The following is an 18,648-nucleotide window of genomic DNA, read 5'->3' as shown; positions in this document are numbered from 1 at the left end:
CTCTACTGGCCCTGTTCCTTGTATTTGGCTTCGGTCTGGGCTTTTTGCGGCCGCCACCAGTTTTCGTTGTCGCGGTACCAGGCGATGGTGTCCTCGATGCCGGCGTCGAAGTTGGAGAACTTCGGTTCCCAGCCGAGCTCGTCGCGGAGCTTGGTGGAGTCGATGGCGTAGCGCAGGTCGTGGCCGGGCCGGTCCACGACGTGGTCGTACGCGTCGCGGGGCTGGCCCATGTGCTCAAGGATCAGCTCGACGACGTCCTTGTTGTTCTTTTCGCCGTCGGCACCGATGAGGTAGGTCTCGCCGATGATGCCTTTGTCTATGATCGCCAGCACGGCCGAGGAGTGGTCGTTGGCGTGGATCCAGTCCCGGACGTTCTCGCCCTTGCCGTAGAGCTTGGGGCGGATCCCGTCGATCACGTTGGTGATCTGGCGCGGGATGAATTTCTCCACGTGCTGGTACGGGCCGTAGTTGTTCGAGCAGTTGCTGATGGTGGCCTGCAGCCCGAAGGAGCGCACCCAGGCCCGGACCAGCAGGTCCGAGCCCGCCTTGGTGGAGGAGTACGGGCTGGACGGGTTGTACGGGGTGTCCTCGGTAAACCGCTCCGGGTCATCGAGTTCCAGGTCCCCATAGACCTCGTCGGTGGAGATGTGGTGGAAGCGCCTGTTGTGCTTCCGCGCGGCTTCGATGAGCGTGTAGGTCCCGATGATGTTCGTGTCCAGGAACGGGCGCGGGTCATGCAGGGAGTTGTCATTGTGTGACTCGGCCGCGTAGTGAACCACCACGTCGACGTCGGCCACCAGACCATCAACCAGTCCGGCATCGCAGATATCACCCTGCACGAACCGGAAGCGCTCCTCGGGGAGCCCGCTCAGGGATTCCAGGTTGCCTGCATACGTCAGCTTATCCAGAACCAAGACGTGATCCTCAGTGTTCTCAAGGACGTAGTGGACAAAGTTGGAACCGATGAAGCCGGCACCGCCGGTGACAAGGAGTTTCTGCATTCAGCCAGTTTAGCTCGCGCCTGCAGCAGGGACTTTCCGCGACGGGCCCTCCGCAGCAGGTCTTACTGGTTTGCTGGCCGTGACAATGCGCGCAATGATAGAGCGCATGCGTGGAATCATCTTGGCCGGCGGCACAGGCTCGCGGCTGCACCCGATCACTCTTGGCTCAAGCAAGCAACTGGTGCCTGTCTACGACAAGCCCATGATCTACTACCCGCTCTCCACCCTAATCCTGGCCGGCATCCGGGACATCCTGATCATCACCACGCCCCACGACGCCGAACAATTCCAGCGCCTGCTCGGCGATGGTTGGCAATTTGGCGTCAATATCACTTACAAGCAGCAGCCAAGTCCGGACGGACTCGCTCAGGCATTCGTTCTGGGAGAAGAGCACATCGGCAATGAGCCGGTGGCCCTGGTACTCGGCGACAACATCTTCTACGGCCAGGGCATGGGCACCCAGCTCCGCCGTTTCAAGGACATCGAGGGCGGTGCCGTGTTCGGTTACTGGGTCTCGGACCCGACAGCCTACGGTGTGGTGGAGTTCGACAGCAGCGGACAAGCGATCTCCTTGGAAGAGAAGCCGGAAAAGCCGCGCAGTCACTACGCCGTTCCCGGACTATATTTCTATGACAACGAAGTCATTGCCATAGCCAAGGACCTCAAGCCCTCTCCCCGAGGCGAACTCGAGATCACGGACGTCAACCGCACGTATCTGGAACGCGGCAAGCTGAAAGTTGAAATCCTTCCCCGCGGCACGGCATGGCTAGACACGGGCACGTTCGACTCGCTCAACGACGCGTCCAACTTCATTCGTACCGTGGAGAACCGCCAGGGCCTGAAAATCGGCGCACCCGAAGAAATCGCGTGGCGGCTCGGCTTCCTTAGCGATGAAGAACTCCGCGAACGAGCTGAGCCCTTGGTAAAGAGCGGCTACGGCAGTTACTTGCTGGACATGCTTAGTCAATCGTAAACCGGGCGGAGGCTGATACCCCAGGCTCCGAGGCGATGCGAGCACGTACTACCTTTCACCTCCCGGCGATTCGCTCTTCTATCATCGGCGCAAGAAGTCTGCTGAACTCGCCGTTGAGATGATTGGCGTCGAAGTAGACAACCACCCCGCCGACCACGCTAAAGCACCGTTGACTGTCGCAGAAATAGTCAGTTAGGTCGACCAGCTTAAGCAGGGGATCTTGCAGTCTTTCCGCAGCGCGCACCATTGGGTCTACCGGGGCGGCATCGCTACGGTTGACAGCACATTTCAGGGGCTCAGCCGCATTCAGCTGAGCACAGTCTGGAGTTCGGACATCCACATTGTAGGGCGGGTCCGCCAACACCACGACGTTACTGCCATTTGCCATCCACGGCTTCCAGTAAGCTCCGAATCCATCAATGTACTGATCAATCTGGGATCTTCCTGTGTTGTCGTCAACGGACTCTTTGCGGGAAAACGAAGAGGTAAAAACATATGCAGGCTTGTCTGCAATGACGGCCCCGGAAACAGCACGCCCCCAACTTTCGCATCCCTCCACCGCGGACGGCTCCGCCCTTGCGTTGTAGTAGCCTACGTAAGAAACCTCGGCCGGTGGGCACGCCCCCAAAAAGCTAACCTTCAGCATCCAGTTATGTCGTCTTGCGAGCTCAAAAACAGGCGCCTGCCACTGTTGAGCGTGGGAGTCCCCCACCAGCCAGACGGTCTCCGCATCGGCGCTGCCCTCCGTGAAGTCGCAGTGCCGAGTTGTCCTCTTATCGCCCGCCATTAGTTCATTCAGGTTATCTGAACACTCGCCAGGCGTTTCGTAGTAGGCGTTGGCCTCGCTCATAGTTGGGACGTGGGCTGGACCAAATCGTTCTGTGCACTCGATTGGGAGGTCCATGGCGCCTGGCCCGTAGCAAGCTGAGTCGCCTTGACTGGCTATCAGCTGTTCAGCCTCAGAAACCCGCGTTTGATGTGCCGCCAAAAGGCCAGCGGCCAGGGCCACGATGAGAACCATCCCTGTACCGGTGAAAAGAAACGTTCGAGCAACAGGCCTCGACTTGGGTTTCCAGCTGATACCCCAGTCCTCGACGGAAACTTTCGTCAACCATGCCAGAACAACAGAAACCGCGAGGAGAACCAACTTGGAGGGCGTTCTGAGTTCGGCGTTGAATAGAAAGGGTCCGAACACGATCAGGGGCCAGTGCCAGAGATACAGCGAGTAGGATACGTTTCCGATGAACTGGACCGGATAGGCTGACGTCAACCGTCTATGCCACAGGTTATGACCCGGGGTGCCGCTCGCAATCACCAAAGCTGTTCCGAGGACCGGAATAAGTGCAGCGCTGCCCGGGAAGGGCGTGGCCGAACTGTACGCTACAGAGCACCACAGAAGGGCGAAGAAGCCTGCCATGGCAATGACGTTTGCAATCCGCCGGGACATATTCATGAACGGCGACATCAATGCGAGTGCACCGCCCACACCGAATTCCCAAAGCCTGCCGTGAGTGAAGAAGTATGCCTCGGGAGCGCCAGCTTCAGCCAGATGGGCAGACACGGCGAACGAGGCTGCCGATGCGGCACAGATGCCCACAAGCACGAGCGTTCGTCTACTGACCCTGACGGAGGGGGCCAGGGCGGCTAGCGCTACAAGGAAGAGCGGCCAGACCAAATAAAACTGTTCTTCAACCGATAGCGACCAATAATGTTGGGCCACCGTCGCGGACGCCGTCGACGCTGAATAGTCAACTGATTTGGAAGCTAAAAGCCAATTCTCCGCATAGAAAATGCTCGCGATGACCTCCTGGGCCGTATCCCCCCAGCGGGAAAACGGAAGGATAAAGTAGGCGGCCACAAGAGAAATAATGGATACCAGGAATGCCGCCGGCAGTAGGCGCCTAACACGACGGGAATAGAAAGACGAGAAATCAAGACGCGCGGACGAAAGGACTTCCTTGGACAAATGACTCGTGATGAGAAAACCCGAGATTACAAAAAAGACGTCAACGCCAACGTAGCCTCCGGTGAGGGATTTTGGCCAAAGATGGCCTACAACGACCAGAATGACCGCCAGTGCGCGCAGGGCCTGAATGTCATGCCGAAACTGGCTGGGGCGCCGCTCCGCTTTGAACGGGACTGGCCGTGTTCCTTGTGACCGTACTTCAAGACCGGGAACTGTGTTAGTTGACAAACTCGCTCCACTCAGCTCGAACGGAATCGTTGAATATGGCTATCCGCATGCCACTACCTTGTAAAGAGCAGCTTGGCCTTGGGAATCAACGAGGGTCGCGACCCCCTCCGCAACGAGATCATCCAACCCGCGATACCCGTGGTCCCCGCCATGTACCTCAGAATGTCCAAAGTCCAGTACGTACTCTACGTTCAGGCGCTCAACGATTGGGCAAAGGGAGGGATCCATCTCGGCGTCATTAAGGCTGTCGAACACGTGGCTTGCCCCGTCGGGCGGCACGCCGTTCATATGGGCCTGAAGCACGTTCCGGCCTGCAAATGCGTAGGCAAGGGCGCTGCCATTCCATGGATTTCCCGCGATGATAGCGCCTTCCGGGACCTCCTGCGGAAGCCGATGTATAAGGGCCAGTTCATCCGTCGTGATCAAGGGTGAGGAATTCGAAATCTGATAACCCGGTACTGCCGCTGCGACGGCTTCCCGGACGTTAGCCTGTTGTGTTGAGAAAGTAAGAAGGCCGACAACCACCATCCCGCCAACAAGCCGGCAAGCCAACGGAACGGACACACCATGCTCTGGTTCACCAGCTCCGATCCTGGCGCTGACCCTGCCCAGGGCGGGACATATCCACTTGTCCCAAAGTACGACAGCGCCAACAGTCGCCAGCGGGATAGTGGCCAATGGCAATAGGGAAGCAAGCCGTGGCGGGTCGTTGTACCAAACCCCGGTGATGAATGTCCGTAACCCACCGAAGGGAACGGACGCCGCGACTATGAATAACGCTGCAGCCACGGCGTACATCCCCACCAGCCACAGGCGGGACCGCTGAACTATCAGGGCAACGATGCCGGTGAGGGCCAGGGCCATCACTGCCCACGCGACCGGGCGCCCAATGGCTGAGCTTGTGAATACTTCCCCGATTGCTCGGCCCGTCGTTTCGATTGGCGACCAAGTGGAAGCCTCCTCTGGAGGCCGCACTTGTTTCCAGGCCACGACGAGCGTCAGGACCGCAGCGGCCAGCGCCGCCAGCATTCCTGCAAGTGTTAGCCCTGGTACGGGCCTACGCCGCCCCATGCTGACGAATGCCTTTGCCCAAACATACGCTGCAGGGGCAACCATGAAAGCGAGAAAAGCCATGGCACTACTGGGGTGGGCCAGAGCTACGCCAGCCAGGATGGTCGCCAAGATCATCCCGTCAAGGATGCGCGATAGCGACATGTCGTGGGCCAACCCCAGTACTTTGAGGCCCATAGCCAGTGCTACAGGGAGCAGCGCATTTCCGAGGAAATTGGGGTAAAGGACGCCGAAATCGATGAGCAGTAATGGAAAGGCTCCAAAAGCGGCTGCCATAATGGCGGCTGTAATGCTGGCTGCCACCCGTTTCCCGACAATCGTATGAACTAGATAGATGCAACCAAGCGGCCATACGAGTGCGCCAACAACGAGGTTGACGACGTTCACGGCGACCGGTATCTCGGCTCCGGCCATCGTGGCGATCAAAGCGACCACATCGTGCCAGGCCGCAGGGTAAAAAGTTCCCCCGGTAAACGTGCTGAGACTCAGCGAGGAGCCCGAACCGCTGTCCTGAATGTATCGGACCGCGTTGAGGTGGAAGACGTTGTCGAAGGTCTGTGAAAACGAATCAGGTGTTCCGACTGCCGCAACAATTCTGCGCCCAACAAGGAAGGCTCCAATGGCCGCCGCCGCTAGGTAGCCTGCCCCCGCTGTCCAATCAATAGGAGCACTAAGTGCCGTGTGTCGCTTGACCAGCAAACGGCTAAGCACGAATGCCACGACACTAACGGCGAGGGCTAGCAGTACGACGACGATCCACGACCAGGGTAACCCGACCAAGGGTGCACACACAGCGGCCACTGCTATCAGCGAAACCGTAATGGGTGGGGTTATAGCAACCAAAGCGAAGCCGCGAACTCTGCTCGCCCAAGCCACTGCCGCTCCCGGCAGCATGAGGACCGCTACCGCAAGGCCAATGTTCGGAACTACGGACCACCAAGACACAAAGAATCCTCACGAGAGCGAAAAAGGTATTGGCCGTCTTCGTCCGGCCTTCCATGAACAGTACAAACTCAAGCTGCGTCTCTGGCAGATTTTGCACTGCTAAGACGCGGAGCGCTAAGTAATCAGTGCTGGTTTGCGGACCTCAGTACCGCAACCGCATCAACGATAGGCCCGTCGAAAACGACATTTCCACGTTGCAGAACAACCCCTCTGTCACAGATTCGGGCCACAAGATCGAGGTCATGGCTGACGACAACCAGTGTTTTGCCCGCTGAGGACAGCTCCTTGATCTTGTCGAGGCACTTGCGCTGGAAGGGCTCGTCGCCGACGGCCAGGATCTCATCTACTAAAAAAACCTCGGGATCTGTGTGGACCGCAACCGAGAACGCCAGCCGTAGGTACATCCCGGACGAGTAGAACCTAACTTCCGTGTCGATGAATTCGCCAATTTCGGCGAACTCGACGATTGAGTCAAATTGCTCGTTGATCTGGGTCTCGGTCATGCCCAAGATAGCGCCGTTCAGGTAGACGTTGTCCCGACCAGACAGATCATGGTGGAACCCGGCGCCTACCTCGATGAGGCCAGCGACCTTCCCCCGAGTGCGGACTGTCCCAGTGTCCGGAAGCATTACTCCCGATATGTGTTTGAGCAATGTGGATTTTCCTGAGCCGTTCAGGCCCAGGAGCGCCACAGTCTCGCCCTTTTGCACCTCGAGGTCGACGTCGTGAAGCGCATGGAACTTCTTGGAAAGGTCACCCTTCCGTCCCTTGATGAGCCACACGACGGCCTCCTTTAGGGACCTGGTATGGCGCAAAACAAACTGCTTGTTGACTTTTTGTACTTGGATTGCAATAGGCATCTCAAAGCTCCTGCGCGAAACGGCCCTCAAGCCTACGGAATATCCACTGGCCCAGAAGGAGCACCAAGAAGGAAGCAACCAGACCCACCGGGATCCACAGCGAAACAAGGTTAGGCGGGATCGCCGAGCTGCCATCGGTCGTGGGGTACCAGAACGCATAATGAAAAGCTTCAACACCGATTGTGATGGGGTTGAGTTGATAGACGAAATACCATCCCGCACCGACTTTGTCCCGCACCATTGTCCACGCGTACATTACCGGCGAAGCCCAAGTGGCCACCATAAGGAGCATATCGACGATGTTCTCGAAGTCCCTGAAGTACACATTCGCGGAACCGAAGAGCAGTCCCAAGCCTGTGGCCAACATGGCGACGATCACGAATCCTGCTACGGCTGCCGCGAGCTGGAGCGGCGTTGGATGCCAGCCAGCCACGAAGCAGGCCGCAACAAGTACAACCAGTTGAGGAACAAAATGTACACCGGAGACCCAAACTGAGGCTACCGGAAATAGTTCGCGTGGCAGGTAGATCTTCTTAATTAGGCCGCCGTTGCCCACGATAGATCTAGCTGCGTTGCTCAGGGATTCCGTGAAGAAATTGATCAGCACAATGCCTGAGAACAGGTAAACAGCATAATTCGCAAGGCCTTCTGGGTTTCGAGGACTCTTTTCCAGACCCAGAAAAACGCCCAAAGCAATGTAAAAGACAACGAACTGAACGCCGGGTTTTACATAGGACCACAACAGGCCCAGCACGGATCCGCGGTAGCGGATCTGCAGCTCCTTGCGGACCAACAACTTAAGAAGGAAGCGTTGCCTAAAGACTTCAGCGAGTCCGCCTCCTACCCCAGGGTGAATGAGGGAATCAGCCTTCCCTCCGGTAGTGTCTGAGGTCACTTCTTGTCCGGAGTCTTGCCAGACGACTTGTCGGTCATGGCCTCAAAGGTCTCTTTCCAGGCACCGGGCGAAGTGAATTCGGGTAGCGCCTCGGAATACTCCCGGGCCAGCTTGTCCCAGTCCCTTAGCAGTTGTTGATGGAGCCTAAGGCTGCGTGCCATCATCGTTCTGAATTCCTGTGGCTGCCGCTTATACCATGAAGCGCCGGATCCATCTGCCGAAGAAACTATTGCCGAGTCGAGCTGCGACAGTCTCCACCAGCGGGCATCCATCGCCGGGACGACGGCTTCCGGGTTCTCCAAAGCTCCTGGGCGCACGGCTTGAATCGCACGAACGCCGGCCGATGCCGCCGTAGCCAACCCACCGAGAATCGACTTGGGAGCCGCAGGCTTTTTCCCACGTTTAGGCGGCTTGACCCTCTTGACCTGAGGAAAAGCTGCCACGTCCTTGGTGATGCGGGCATCGTCGAAGTCCGCTCGACGGGCCCGGATCTCCGGAAGCTTCGTCCTGATCGTCTCGTGCAGATGGGACGGTCCTTTAAGGAGGTCATCAAGGGCATCAAGTCGAAGCTCCACCGCTGAATACTGCATGGACAAGAGGTGCTTGACGTCCACCATCAGACTCTTGCGCGGCAGGATGCCACCCTTTTTGTAAGGCGAGTACATGAATGCAGCCAGCCAGCGGTTTCGCTGGTGGAAGTAGGCCTGCCAATCAATGGTGTCGTCTTTTTCCGTCCACGGCATGTGCCAAACAGCCGCGCCTGGCAAGGTAACGGTCGAGTATCCGTGGCGCTTGGCACGGATGCCGTATTCGGCGTCGTCCCACTTAATGAAAACAGGAAGCGCGAGACCAATCTCTCGCACAATGCTCGTGGGGATGAGGCACATCCACCATCCATTGAAGTCCACATCGATCCTGCGATGCATCCACGGTGTAGTGCGCAGGTTGCTAGCAGAAAAGTCGTGAGCCTCCTTGGTGGTGTCAACGGCACCCCAGAAGAATCTGTACTCATCAATTTCTTCGCCAAAGCTATGCAAGACTGAACGCTCGTAGAGGTTGAACATATGTCCACCCACGATGGTCGGCCTGCGCGTGAAATCCGCGAAGTTGATCGCACGGAGGACGCCTTCGGTCTCGATGATGACATCGTCATCCAGTAGCAGGACATACTTGCTACGGCCGTCCTCCACTGCTTCGTGCATTCCTCGAGCGAAGCCTCCAGAGCCTCCGAGGTTACCCTGCTCGATCAATGCAAACTTGTCCCCAAGCCGCGCTGCCGCTTCATCGAATCCGTCTTGGTTGCGAACCTTCTGCGTGCCCTGGTCCGTAATCAGCAAGCGATCGAGAACGCTCAAAAGCTCAGGGGCGTCAGCAAAGGTCGACAGGTGTTTGACACAGTAATCCGGCCGGTTGAACGTAGTTACGGCCACAGTGGCAGTTCCTGGCACGAAGCCGTCCGGGGTCCGGACCGACCACTCGGCGCCAAGGAGTTTAACCTGTTCAGCGCCTGCAACCAGATCGAACCAGTACCAGCCACCGTCGCCAAAATTGGACAGTGGCAACACGACATCTGCCGGCTGTCCGGCCTTTACATCGATGCTTTCTACCCGGTTTGAGGTTCCGCGTGCGGTCGAGCGCGAGATCACGACGGTCGCTGCCGCATCCACTTTAACAGTGAGCCGAACACTAGACACATCCGTGTGGGCGCGCCAGTAGCTCGCCGGAAACGCGTTGAAGTAGGTACCGAACGACACGCGTCGGTACGCAGGCAGGTGCATCTGCCTGCGGTTCTCAATGAAGTCCGACCTCATCTTGGCGCCGGTATTCGCTACGGCAGTCACGCTGGCGCCGGACTTTGCGTTCTGTCCGTCGTCCGCTACGACTCGCTGAGCCGCATTGAAGTCTAGGTAAAGGGGAAGCGTGTCAGTATCGCCATCGGTCGGAAAGACAACCCGGTGAACTGTCTGCCATTCGGAGCCGGCAGAGAGGTCCTGTCCGCCTGAGGTAAGTTCAGTGATCGTCATGCGTCTACGCCTCCGCTTTCAAGCTTCGCTCCGGCCTCAAAATGCGGCCGAATCTGGTTGTCAAACATGGTCAGGGCCGAGCCGATGGCCATGTGCATGTCGAGGTACATGTAAGTGCCGAGCCGTCCGCCGAAGAGAACGTCCTTCTCGGCTGCGGCCAGGTCGCGGTACTTCAGCAGCCGCTCCCGGTCCGTTGGCGTGTTGATCGGGTAGTAGGGCTCGTCGCCCTTCTCCGCGGCACGCGAGAATTCGCGCATGATGACGGTCTTTTCCGTCTGGTACTCACGCTCGGGGTGGAAGTGGCGAGGCTCGATGATGCGTGTGTACGCCACATCGGAGTCGTTGTAGTTGACCACCGAAGTTCCCTGGAAGTCGCCGACGTCGAGCACTTCCTTCTCGAAGTCGATGGTGCGCCACGAAAGGTCGCCTTCGGCGAAATCGAAGTAACGGTCAACCGGACCCGTATAGATCACCGGGATGTTGCCCACAACCTTGTTCTTGCTGTACTCGTGCGACTCATCGAAGAAGTCGGTGTTGAGCCGGACTTCGATGTTCGGGTGCTCCGCCATCTTTTCGATCCAGGCCGTGTAGCCGTTGGTGGGCAAGCCCTCGTACTTGTCGTTGAAGTACCGGTTGTCGTAGTTGTAGCGCACCGGGAGCCGGGAAATGATGCCGGCGGGCAGGTCCTTGGGATCGGTCTGCCACTGCTTGCCCGTGTAGTACTTGATGAACGCTTCGTAGAGCGGACGCCCGATGAGCTGGATGCCCTTGTCGTTCAGGTTCTGCGGATCAGTTCCGGCGAGCTCGCCAGCCTGTTCCTGGATCAGGGCCTGGGCCTGGGCCGGCGTCAGGTTGGCGCGGAAGAACTGGTTGATCGTGGCCAGGTTGATGGGCAGGGAGTAGACCTCGCCCTTATGTACGCCGTAGACCTTGTGGACGTAGTTCGTAAACGTGGTAAACCGGTTCACGTACTCCCACACGCGCTCGTTCGAGGTGTGGAACAGGTGAGCACCGTAACGGTGCACCTCGATCCCGGTCTGTTCTTCCTTTTCGCTGTACGCGTTTCCACCGATGTGGTGGCGGCGGTCGAGGACGACCACCTTCAAGCCGAGCTCGGTGGCGGCCTGTTCTGCGATTGTCAGGCCGAAAAAGCCAGACCCTACGATGACGAGGTCAGCGGTCACAAAATCTCCTGGTTCGAAAGCGGGCAGCGCAATGTTGCGCATTGTCTGCTGAACCAGCCTACCCGAGACCCCATCGTGACCTACTAATCCGGGGAGGCCGCCCCCATTCCGCCTGCACAAAACGGCCGCTAATCCACCAACTGGCGCAGGCCGCCGTCGTGCTCCTCGTAGCGGTTGCCCGCGTGCGGGCACACCCACGATCCGCTGTCCTCATGCGGAAGTCCCGCCTTTCCCACCCAACCAATGCGTTTGGCCGGGACACCCGCCACCAAGGCGAACTCGGGCACATCGCGTGTCACAACAGCGCCGGCGGCTATGGTGGCCCAGGCCCCGATGATCACCGGGGCAATGCATACGGCACGAGCTCCGATTGCGGCACCTTCTTTGATGGTGACGCCCACCTTGTCCCAGTCGTCCTCGGTCTTGACGGTCCCGTCGGCGTTGATGGCCCGTGGAAACACGTCATTCGTCAGCACCACCGCCTGTCCTATGAAGACACCCTCCCCAAGCACGGCAGGCTCGTAGACCAAGGCGTAGTTCTGCACCTTGCAGTTGTTTCCCAGCTGCACGCCGGGACCGATGTAGGCGCCGCGGCCGATGATGCAGTTTTCCCCGAGTCTGGCCCCCTCGCGGACCTGCGCAAGGTGCCAGATCTTCGATCCCTTACCGATGTCTGAGCTGGCTGAAACGTCGGCGCTTGCTTCCACTGAACTCAAGGGAATCGCTCCTTCTGGTGGAGGGCTCGGACATTGCGTGCGGCGTAGTGCCACTGATCCTAAGAAGCCGGTCCCTTTATCCACATACGGGCAGCACCCCCGCGACACACTCCTGCCTGACGGCTAGCTTGAAGGGACAAGCTGACCGTAAGGACTCTCACATCATGCCGCTGCACTGCACGCTCGTTCGAAGCCCGGGCGCAGCTCTTCAGGAACCACCCGTGGAGCTGACCATCGAGGCTCCAGACGGGGCTGCCGGTGCGGAACTGCAGGCCGCGCTGGCGGGCAAATTCGGGACCGGGATCGTGTCGGTCGACAGCCTGCGTGTCACTGAGCTCACGCTCGGGCAGCCTCCGCTGGTCAACGGGGCCACACTCGTCGATGGAGCGTACCTGACGGCGCGCAGGTCCCGGCAGCGCGCCTCCGAGGCTCCGGCGTCACTGGCATTGGCGGTCCACAGCGGTGCCGGCGCGGGGACCGTAGTGCCGCTGCGGCGGGGCACCTACACCATCGGCCGCAGCAATGCCGACATCCTCATCCCCGACGCCGACCTTTCGCGCGCCCACGCACGCCTCGTGGTCACCGAGACTGCCATCACAATTGTTGATCTGGGCAGCGCCAACGGCACCGACGTGGACGGCGAGCGCGTGCGGAACGCCGTGATTTCGACCGGCTCCACCATTCGATGCGGCAGCTCCACCATGTCATTGGTGTTCCTTGAGCGTTCGGGCTCCGGCCTGGGCGACGCGGGGATGGATGTCCATGAGCCGCTTGTTGTCAGCCGCCGAGACGATCCCACGAACCGCGCGGCCCTGCTCCTGACGGCTGTGCTGCCGGTGGTCATCGGCGTGGGCCTTGCCGTCATGACCGGAATGTGGATGTTCCTGGCCTTCACCGCCGTCTCTGCAATCTCCATCCTGGTGCCCGTGATCGGCGGGCGCCGGCAACGCCGCGAACTCTCTGCCGCAGTCCATGCCGCGCTCTCCCATGATCAGGAACGACGACGGCGGGCCGCGCCGCCGCTCTCGGACCTGATTATCGGGGCACAACGGTGAAGGACCGGGCCGGGCCGGTCGCCAACGAGGGCATCTGGCTGCGGCTGGGCCAGGCCATTCAGCCGGCCAACCTCCGGTTCGAGCCCACGGATCCGGGCCGCGCAGTTCCTTCGGCCGGTACACTGCCACTCACGCTCAGTCCGGCCCGGCCCCTCACCACCATCCGCGGACCACGCCCCGCCGTCGACGGGCTGGTGCGCTCACTCCTGATGCAGCTCGCCGGCTATCCGCTGGGCCGGAATACCCGGGTGGTTATCCATGGCAAGGCGGAGCATCTCCCCCTCGCCGCACGCTTTCTGGACGGCGTCACGCTTTCCTGTCAGTTCAGTACCGTCGGGACCCTGCTCGAACAAGGCTTCGGGCCTGCACATGGACACGGGCTGCTCCTTCTTGTGGACGGCACGGAGTCCGCGGCCAAGATCACCGCCACCGCCTTGGAACACGGGTGGCAGGTCATTCATGCCCCCGAAGGCGCGACCGTGCTGACGACAGCCGACGTGGAACTCGGTGAACGCTCGTCCGTTTCCAACGCTGGTGACGAAAGCATCCGATTCGCCCCTGATCTGGCGCCAGTTGACGTCTTCAACAGGTTTTGCCACAGCATGGCGCGGGATGAGAACCGGCCCGGCGGCGCAGGACGCACCATCCCCACGTCCTGCCGGCTCGCAGAGCTGCTCCCCCACTCCACGCCCGAAACATCCAGGCGATGGTCGGCAAACAGCATCCTACCCGGACTTGCCGTTCCCATCGGGCGCGGTCTTGAGGGTGTCCGGACACTCGATCTCCAAAACGACGGACCCCACCTGCTGGTCGCCGGCACCACCGGCTCAGGCAAATCCGAACTCCTGCGCAGCCTGACTGTGGCCCTCGCCCTCAGCTACGCGCCGGACCGCATCAACTTCCTGTTTGTGGATTTCAAGGGCGGCTCCGGACTCGGACCCCTGACCGGGCTCCCGCACTGCGTGGGAATGCTCACCGACCTGAGCAGCCATGAGCTCGAACGCGCCCTGCAGTCCCTCCGTGCTGAAATCAGGTTCCGTGAGGAGGCACTGGCAGCAGTCCAGGCGCCGGACCTCACGTCCTACCGGGCAACGCCGGCAGGCCTTACCTCGCCGCTCCCTCACCTCGTGATCATCATCGATGAATTCCGGATGTTGGTGGAGGATGCCCCCGAATCGCTCCGGGAATTGATGAGGATCGCCGCCATCGGCCGTTCCCTGGGCATCCACCTGATCATGGCCACGCAACGGCCCCAGGGCGCGCTGACGGCCGACATTCGCGCCAACGTCACCACCAGCATCGCGTTGCGAGTCCAGTCGGAGATGGAATCGGTGGACATCATCAATTCCAAGGCCGCGGCCGGGATCAGTGTGGATACGCCGGGCCGGGCATATCTGGCCCGCGCAACGGAGGCTCCTCTGGAGTTCCAGGCCGGATCGCTGACAGCCGGAGCCATCCGGTCCGAACCGGCCGGAGTCTCGGTATGGTTGGCCTCCGAGTACATTGATGCCCCTGCCGTACCGGAGGGGTCCGGATCCGCCGGCAGTGATCCGACTCCTGCCGAGGCAACTGCCCCGTTGATGGCTTCCATGTCCGGGTTGTGGGAGGCCATGAACCGTCCGGCCATCCGGAAGCCGATTGCTGCACCACTCCCCTGTCTCCTCCCCGAACCTGCAGGCTCGTCTAACCCCGAGACCGCTGACGAGGACAGTGACTGTGCCCATTACACGGCCAAGGCCGACGGCGGTGGAGCCAGCTGGTCCGTAACGCTCGGCCTGATGGACCTGCCCGCCGCACAGCAAACGGCACCTTTGATCTGGGAACCGGCCCGCCACGGACACCTGGCGCTCGTCGGCGGACCGGAATCCGGGGTGCCCGAGGCAATCCGGCTGGCAGTCCTCCGTTTGGCATCCCACGCCCGGGAATCGCACTTGTATGTGCTGGACCCGGACAGTTCGTTCGCCTGGTTGGCTTCCCACCGGCAGGTGGGCGCCAGGGCAGGACTGCAGGAGCTTCGCCGCGCCGTACGCATCCTGGAACGTCTGGCACGGGAGCAGTCGCTCCGGCTCGGACGTCCCGCCGCCGACGACGACATACCGCTCGTGCTGGTGATCAGTGGCTGGGGATCCTGGCTCTCGGCCTTACGTGCCGGGCCGCTGGCGTGGGCCGAGGACGTTCTCCATGACCTGGTCCGTGATGGAAGCCGGGCCGGTATCACGGTGATCATCTCCGGACAGCGGGAACTGGTCACTTCCAGGTTCTTCGCGGCCGTTCCCAACCGCGTGTATTTCCCGACCGGATCCAGCGACGACAGCCGGATTGCCTGGCCGAAACTGCCTTCGACAGCGCCCGTGGTGGGAAGGGGCGTGGCAGTGGGCGCACTGTCGGGTGGAAGAACTGCCGTTTGCCAGTTCTACACCTCCGCCGGCGGTGAGGCAGGAGATCCGGGGGTAGCCCAGGCGCAGGAGCCTTCCGTGCGGCGTCGACCATTCCGCGTGGAGCCCCTGCCGGCCGTGGTACCGGCGGCCCGGATTCTTGACAGGGCCGCCCCTCAGATCCCGGCTGGACTGAAAGCCAGGGTCACGCAGGGGCTGCGCGTCCTCCGCGTCGGCGTGGGCGGCGATGAACTCGAACCGGTATCCGTCCGGGTGCCGCCGGGCGGAGTGCTGGCCGTGCTGGGCGGGCCGTCGTCGGGCAAGTCATCATTTCTCCGGCTCCTACCCAGGCTCAACCCTGAAGCAGGACCGTGGCTCACGCCGGAGCAGGACACCGAACCAGGAGCCTACTGGTCCGGGATCCTGCGCCAGGCGACAGCGGGCGGTCTGGAACGGAACTCGGTGGCATTGGTTGACGATGCGGACCTGTTGCCGCAGGACGTCAACCGCGACCTTGCCGACCTCAACACGCTTGGAATCACAGTGGTGATGGCTGCGGGGTACAGTCCGATACTCGCCCAACGGGTGCCGCTGGCACTCCACGCCCGCAACCTGGGCTGCGGCATCCTGATCGCGCCCCGGACCTTCATGGACGGCGACCTCTTAGGGGTCCGCTTCGAGGCGGAACGCAACCCGCCACCGGGACGGAGCATTCTCATCCAGAACGGCCGCGCCACCTCCGTCCAACTGGGCTGGTTACCGCCGGATCAGTCGCTGGAAGGATTGGCCGCCTAGAGCGCAAGTAATGCCTAGAATGCTGGAGGCGAATCGCCTGTCCGGGATGCATAGCTGATGACGCGTTTGTCGAACAGGAGCACTATGGCAGCAAGTGCCGGCACCACCATGGCAATCCCCGCCCAGATAACGCCGCTGGTAAGGGTCGGGACGCCGATAGTGAGGACAAACAACTGGGCCACCAGCGCCGCTGCCCGCGTCCACCGGCGCCCACGGAAGAGGAAGTGCCCCACCGAATAGAGCCAGGCCGAGAAAGCGAGCAAGAGGCCCAGGGTAAAAACGGCTCCCCAAAAAGACAGGACCGGCGCGCCGGTCAGGAGTTCGTAGCCATACCAGGCGGCGGCAATCAAAAGCGCGGTGGCCTCAGCGGCAACAACCAGCGCTATCGCCACAATGCCGCGCGGGCGCGTGGAAGGCGACGGATCTGAAGGATTCATGGGGGGTCTTGACACACTGGCACCCTACCGGAGATAGTCGGACAGTGGCGGGGGTCGGCAATGCCCGTGTGATGTATCGCTCAGCTATCCGGGGATTTCAAGCTGTATTACCCCTTGTTTACACAGCGTTAACATGACAGGCTTGACGGAGATGACCAAGGGGGCCCCTCAGGGCCCTTTTCCTTTGTAGCTACTAGTGAATTATTTCACAAATGGCTTATCCCAGAATTGGAGCAACTGATCAGCATGGATTGGCGTAACCGCGCGGCGTGCCTCGAAAAGGACCCGGAACTGTTTTTCCCCGTAGGAAACACAGGGCCTGCCCTCCTCCAGATTGAGGAAGCCAAAAGCGTTTGCCGCCGCTGCCCCGTCGTTGACACGTGCCTCCAGTGGGCTCTCGAGTCCGGCCAGGACGCCGGCGTCTGGGGCGGCATGAGCGAAGACGAACGCCGCGCCCTTAAGCGCCGCGCCGCACGCGCCCGCCGCGCCTCCTAGGCTCGGTCCCACCGGGCCCAGTCCCACCAGGCCCAGTCCTACCGGGCCCACGCACCAACAGCCTCACATGCCGATGGCCGCGACCCTTCCGGGTTGCGGCCATCGGCGGTTAAGTCCCTGGCTAGGTCCCGGGGCTACCTGGCCGCCAGGCTGAGGCGGATCTGGACAGCCGTCCCGCCGCCGTCGCGCGGGTGCCACGCGATGGTGCCGCCCAGCTCACTGGTGACCAGCGTACGGACAATCTGCAGCCCCAGTCCCTCCACGTGCGGCGTATCCGGCAGTCCCACACCGTCGTCGGCAATCGTGACGGTCAGCAGTTCCTCGCCGTCTTCCTCTTCGGAACGGTCCGCGATGAGCCAGACGGTGCCCGTGCGTCCTTCGAGGCCATGCTCGACGGCGTTGGTCACCAGTTCATTGATGACCAGTGCCAGCGGGGTGGCGAAGTCGCTGGGCAGTTCCCCAAACAGTCCGGCACGCTCGGTCTTGACCTGCTGCGACGGCGAAGCGACCTCGGCGGACAGCCTGAACTGGCGGCCGATCAGCTCGTCGAAGTCAACGCTCTGCGCCAATCCCTGTGAAAGAGTCTCGTGGACCAGCGCGATGGTGGCCACCCGCCGCATCGCCTGCTCCAGGCCCTGCTTGGCCTCGTCGCTGACCATCCGGCGGGACTGCATACGCAGCAGGGCTGCTACGGTCTGCAGGTTGTTTTTCACCCGGTGGTGGATCTCGCGGATGGTGGCATCCTTCGTGACGAGTTCCATCTCCCGGCGCCGCAGTTCCGAGACATCCCGGCACAGCACCAGCGCACCAAAGCGCTGCTGCTCATCCCGCAGCGGGATGGCCCGCAGTGACAGGCTCACACCGCGGGATTCAATCTCGCTGCGCCACGGCATCCGCCCCGTCACCACCAGCGGCAGCGTCTCGTCCACCAGCCGCCGGTCCTTCAGCAGCCCGGCGGTCACCTCGGCCAGGGAACGGCCTTCCAGCGACTCGCCGTCACCCAGCCGCCGGAAGGCCGATACCCCGTTGGGGCTTGCGTACTGCACAATTCCTTCGGCATCGAGCCTGATCAGCCCGTCCCCCACACGAGGCGCGCCGCGGCGCGAACCGGTGGGCGAGGCAAAGTCGGGCCACAGTCCCAGCGTTCCCATCCGGAGGAGATCGTAGGCGCACTGCCGGTACGTCAGCTCCAGGCGGGACGGCATCCTGGAACTGGACAGGTCCATGTGGGTGGTCACCACAGCCAGGGTCCGGCCGTTGCGGACCATCGGCACAGCCTCCACCCGCAACGCCATGTCCGTGCTCCAGTTGGTCTCGCTGGACCGCTCGATGGCACGGCTGCTCCAGGCCTTGTCCACCAGCGGCTGCAGGTCCTGCCGGATGGGCTCGCCAACAAAGTCGCCGTGGAACACGGTGTGCGTGGTGGAAGGCCTGACGTGCGCCAGCGCCACATAGCCGTGATCCGGGTGCGGGAACCACAACGCCAGGTCAGCGAACGCCAGGTCAGCGACCATCTGCCAGTCGCCCACCAGGAGGTGCAGCCATTCGGCATCGCCCGGCCCGAAATCAGCGTGTTCCCTGATGGGGTCCGTAAAGATTGCCACTGCACCTCCAGTTACGACGCCGGG

Annotated in this window: 14 protein-coding genes; 4 read left to right on the top strand and 10 right to left on the bottom strand. The window is 61.3% G+C overall.

All coding sequences use genetic code 11. The features are described 5' to 3' along the window. Window positions 1–2: 2 nt before the first annotated feature. Complete coding sequence (gene rfbB / locus ACQCSW_RS07935) at window positions 3–1,001, bottom strand: dTDP-glucose 4,6-dehydratase (RefSeq protein ID WP_426990254.1); 999 nt, start codon at window positions 999–1,001, stop codon at window positions 3–5. A gap of 106 nt (window positions 1,002–1,107) precedes the next feature. Between rfbB and rfbA the strand changes: the two genes are divergently transcribed. After that, the gene (gene rfbA / locus ACQCSW_RS07930) at window positions 1,108–1,974 is read left to right on the top strand and encodes a glucose-1-phosphate thymidylyltransferase RfbA (protein ID WP_426990648.1); all 867 of its coding nucleotides are present in this window, start codon (window positions 1,108–1,110) and stop codon (window positions 1,972–1,974) included. Window positions 1,975–2,029: 55 nt separating this feature from the next. On the opposite strand, the gene ACQCSW_RS07925 is transcribed toward rfbA, so the two are convergent. The 7 genes from ACQCSW_RS07925 to ACQCSW_RS07895 all read right to left on the bottom strand — a co-directional run bounded on the left by ACQCSW_RS07925 (window position 2,030) and on the right by ACQCSW_RS07895 (window position 11,863). After that, a complete protein-coding gene (locus tag ACQCSW_RS07925; protein WP_426990253.1) occupies window positions 2,030–4,168 on the bottom strand; it encodes an acyltransferase family protein in 2,139 nt (712 codons plus the stop codon). Window positions 4,169–4,207: 39 nt separating this feature from the next. Further along, complete coding sequence (locus ACQCSW_RS07920) at window positions 4,208–6,184, bottom strand: DUF6541 family protein (RefSeq protein WP_426990252.1); 1,977 nt, start codon at window positions 6,182–6,184, stop codon at window positions 4,208–4,210. A gap of 122 nt (window positions 6,185–6,306) precedes the next feature. Beyond that, window positions 6,307–7,044: an ABC transporter ATP-binding protein gene (locus tag ACQCSW_RS07915; RefSeq protein WP_426990251.1), complete on the bottom strand. Its 738-nt coding sequence runs from the start codon at window positions 7,042–7,044 to the stop codon at window positions 6,307–6,309. Between the two features lies 1 nt (window position 7,045). Next, the gene (locus tag ACQCSW_RS07910) at window positions 7,046–7,939 is read right to left on the bottom strand and encodes an ABC transporter permease (RefSeq protein WP_426990250.1); all 894 of its coding nucleotides are present in this window, start codon (window positions 7,937–7,939) and stop codon (window positions 7,046–7,048) included. Continuing rightward, complete coding sequence (locus ACQCSW_RS07905; protein WP_426990249.1) at window positions 7,936–9,963, bottom strand: glycosyltransferase; 2,028 nt, start codon at window positions 9,961–9,963, stop codon at window positions 7,936–7,938. The genes ACQCSW_RS07910 and ACQCSW_RS07905 overlap by 4 nt, the downstream gene beginning before the upstream one ends. Continuing rightward, on the bottom strand, window positions 9,960–11,147 hold the full coding sequence (gene glf, locus ACQCSW_RS07900) for a UDP-galactopyranose mutase (protein ID WP_426990248.1): 1,188 nt from the start codon (window positions 11,145–11,147) through the stop codon (window positions 9,960–9,962). Before glf ends, ACQCSW_RS07905 begins: the two co-directional genes overlap by 4 nt. Before the next feature lie 128 nt (window positions 11,148–11,275). Next, window positions 11,276–11,863, bottom strand: coding sequence for an acyltransferase (locus tag ACQCSW_RS07895; RefSeq protein ID WP_426990247.1), 588 nt, complete (start codon window positions 11,861–11,863; stop codon window positions 11,276–11,278). A 164-nt stretch (window positions 11,864–12,027) separates the two neighbouring features. Here ACQCSW_RS07895 and ACQCSW_RS07890 point away from each other — a divergent pair, with 164 nt between their 5' ends. Then, the gene (locus ACQCSW_RS07890; RefSeq protein WP_426990246.1) at window positions 12,028–12,918 is read left to right on the top strand and encodes an FHA domain-containing protein; all 891 of its coding nucleotides are present in this window, start codon (window positions 12,028–12,030) and stop codon (window positions 12,916–12,918) included. Then, window positions 12,915–16,088 (top strand): FtsK/SpoIIIE domain-containing protein, encoded by a 3,174-nt coding sequence (locus ACQCSW_RS07885; RefSeq protein WP_426990245.1) that lies wholly within the window; start codon window positions 12,915–12,917, stop codon window positions 16,086–16,088. Before ACQCSW_RS07890 ends, ACQCSW_RS07885 begins: the two co-directional genes overlap by 4 nt. Before the next feature lie 14 nt (window positions 16,089–16,102). Here ACQCSW_RS07885 and ACQCSW_RS07880 read toward each other — a convergent pair whose 3' ends face one another. Beyond that, window positions 16,103–16,525 (bottom strand): hypothetical protein, encoded by a 423-nt coding sequence (locus tag ACQCSW_RS07880; RefSeq protein WP_426990244.1) that lies wholly within the window; start codon window positions 16,523–16,525, stop codon window positions 16,103–16,105. Between the two features lie 246 nt (window positions 16,526–16,771). On the opposite strand from ACQCSW_RS07880, the gene ACQCSW_RS07875 reads away from it, so the two are divergent. After that, the gene (locus tag ACQCSW_RS07875) at window positions 16,772–17,020 is read left to right on the top strand and encodes a WhiB family transcriptional regulator (RefSeq protein WP_015937605.1); all 249 of its coding nucleotides are present in this window, start codon (window positions 16,772–16,774) and stop codon (window positions 17,018–17,020) included. Window positions 17,021–17,154: 134 nt separating this feature from the next. Here the strand turns inward: ACQCSW_RS07875 and ACQCSW_RS07870 are convergent, their stop codons facing one another. Next, entirely contained in the window at window positions 17,155–18,624 is a 1,470-nt protein-coding gene (locus ACQCSW_RS07870) for a sensor histidine kinase (RefSeq protein WP_111909285.1), read from the bottom strand. Window positions 18,625–18,648: the final 24 nt, after the last annotated feature.

The organism is Pseudarthrobacter sp. Y6, from assembly GCF_050156205.1.
In the GTDB taxonomy this organism is placed as follows: Bacteria; Actinomycetota; Actinomycetes; order Actinomycetales; family Micrococcaceae; genus Arthrobacter.
The sequence above is the reverse complement of the archived record's forward strand: the minus strand, read 5'-3'. Positions and strand labels throughout refer to the sequence as shown.

Bases quoted from the DNA above. Each gene is read 5' to 3' on its own strand.
- ACQCSW_RS07880 (WP_426990244.1), bottom strand. From the start codon at position 16,525: ATGAATCCTTCAGATCCGTCGCCTTCCACGCGCCCGCGCGGCATTGTG.
- ACQCSW_RS07915 (WP_426990251.1), bottom strand. From the start codon at position 7,044: ATGCCTATTGCAATCCAAGTACAAAAAGTCAACAAGCAGTTTGTTTTG.
- rfbB (WP_426990254.1), bottom strand. From the start codon at position 1,001: ATGCAGAAACTCCTTGTCACCGGCGGTGCCGGCTTCATCGGTTCCAAC.
- ACQCSW_RS07890 (WP_426990246.1), top strand. From the start codon at position 12,028: ATGCCGCTGCACTGCACGCTCGTTCGAAGCCCGGGCGCAGCTCTTCAG.
- ACQCSW_RS07875 (WP_015937605.1), top strand. From the start codon at position 16,772: ATGGATTGGCGTAACCGCGCGGCGTGCCTCGAAAAGGACCCGGAACTG.
- rfbA (WP_426990648.1), top strand. From the start codon at position 1,108: ATGCGTGGAATCATCTTGGCCGGCGGCACAGGCTCGCGGCTGCACCCG.
- ACQCSW_RS07905 (WP_426990249.1), bottom strand. From the start codon at position 9,963: ATGACGATCACTGAACTTACCTCAGGCGGACAGGACCTCTCTGCCGGC.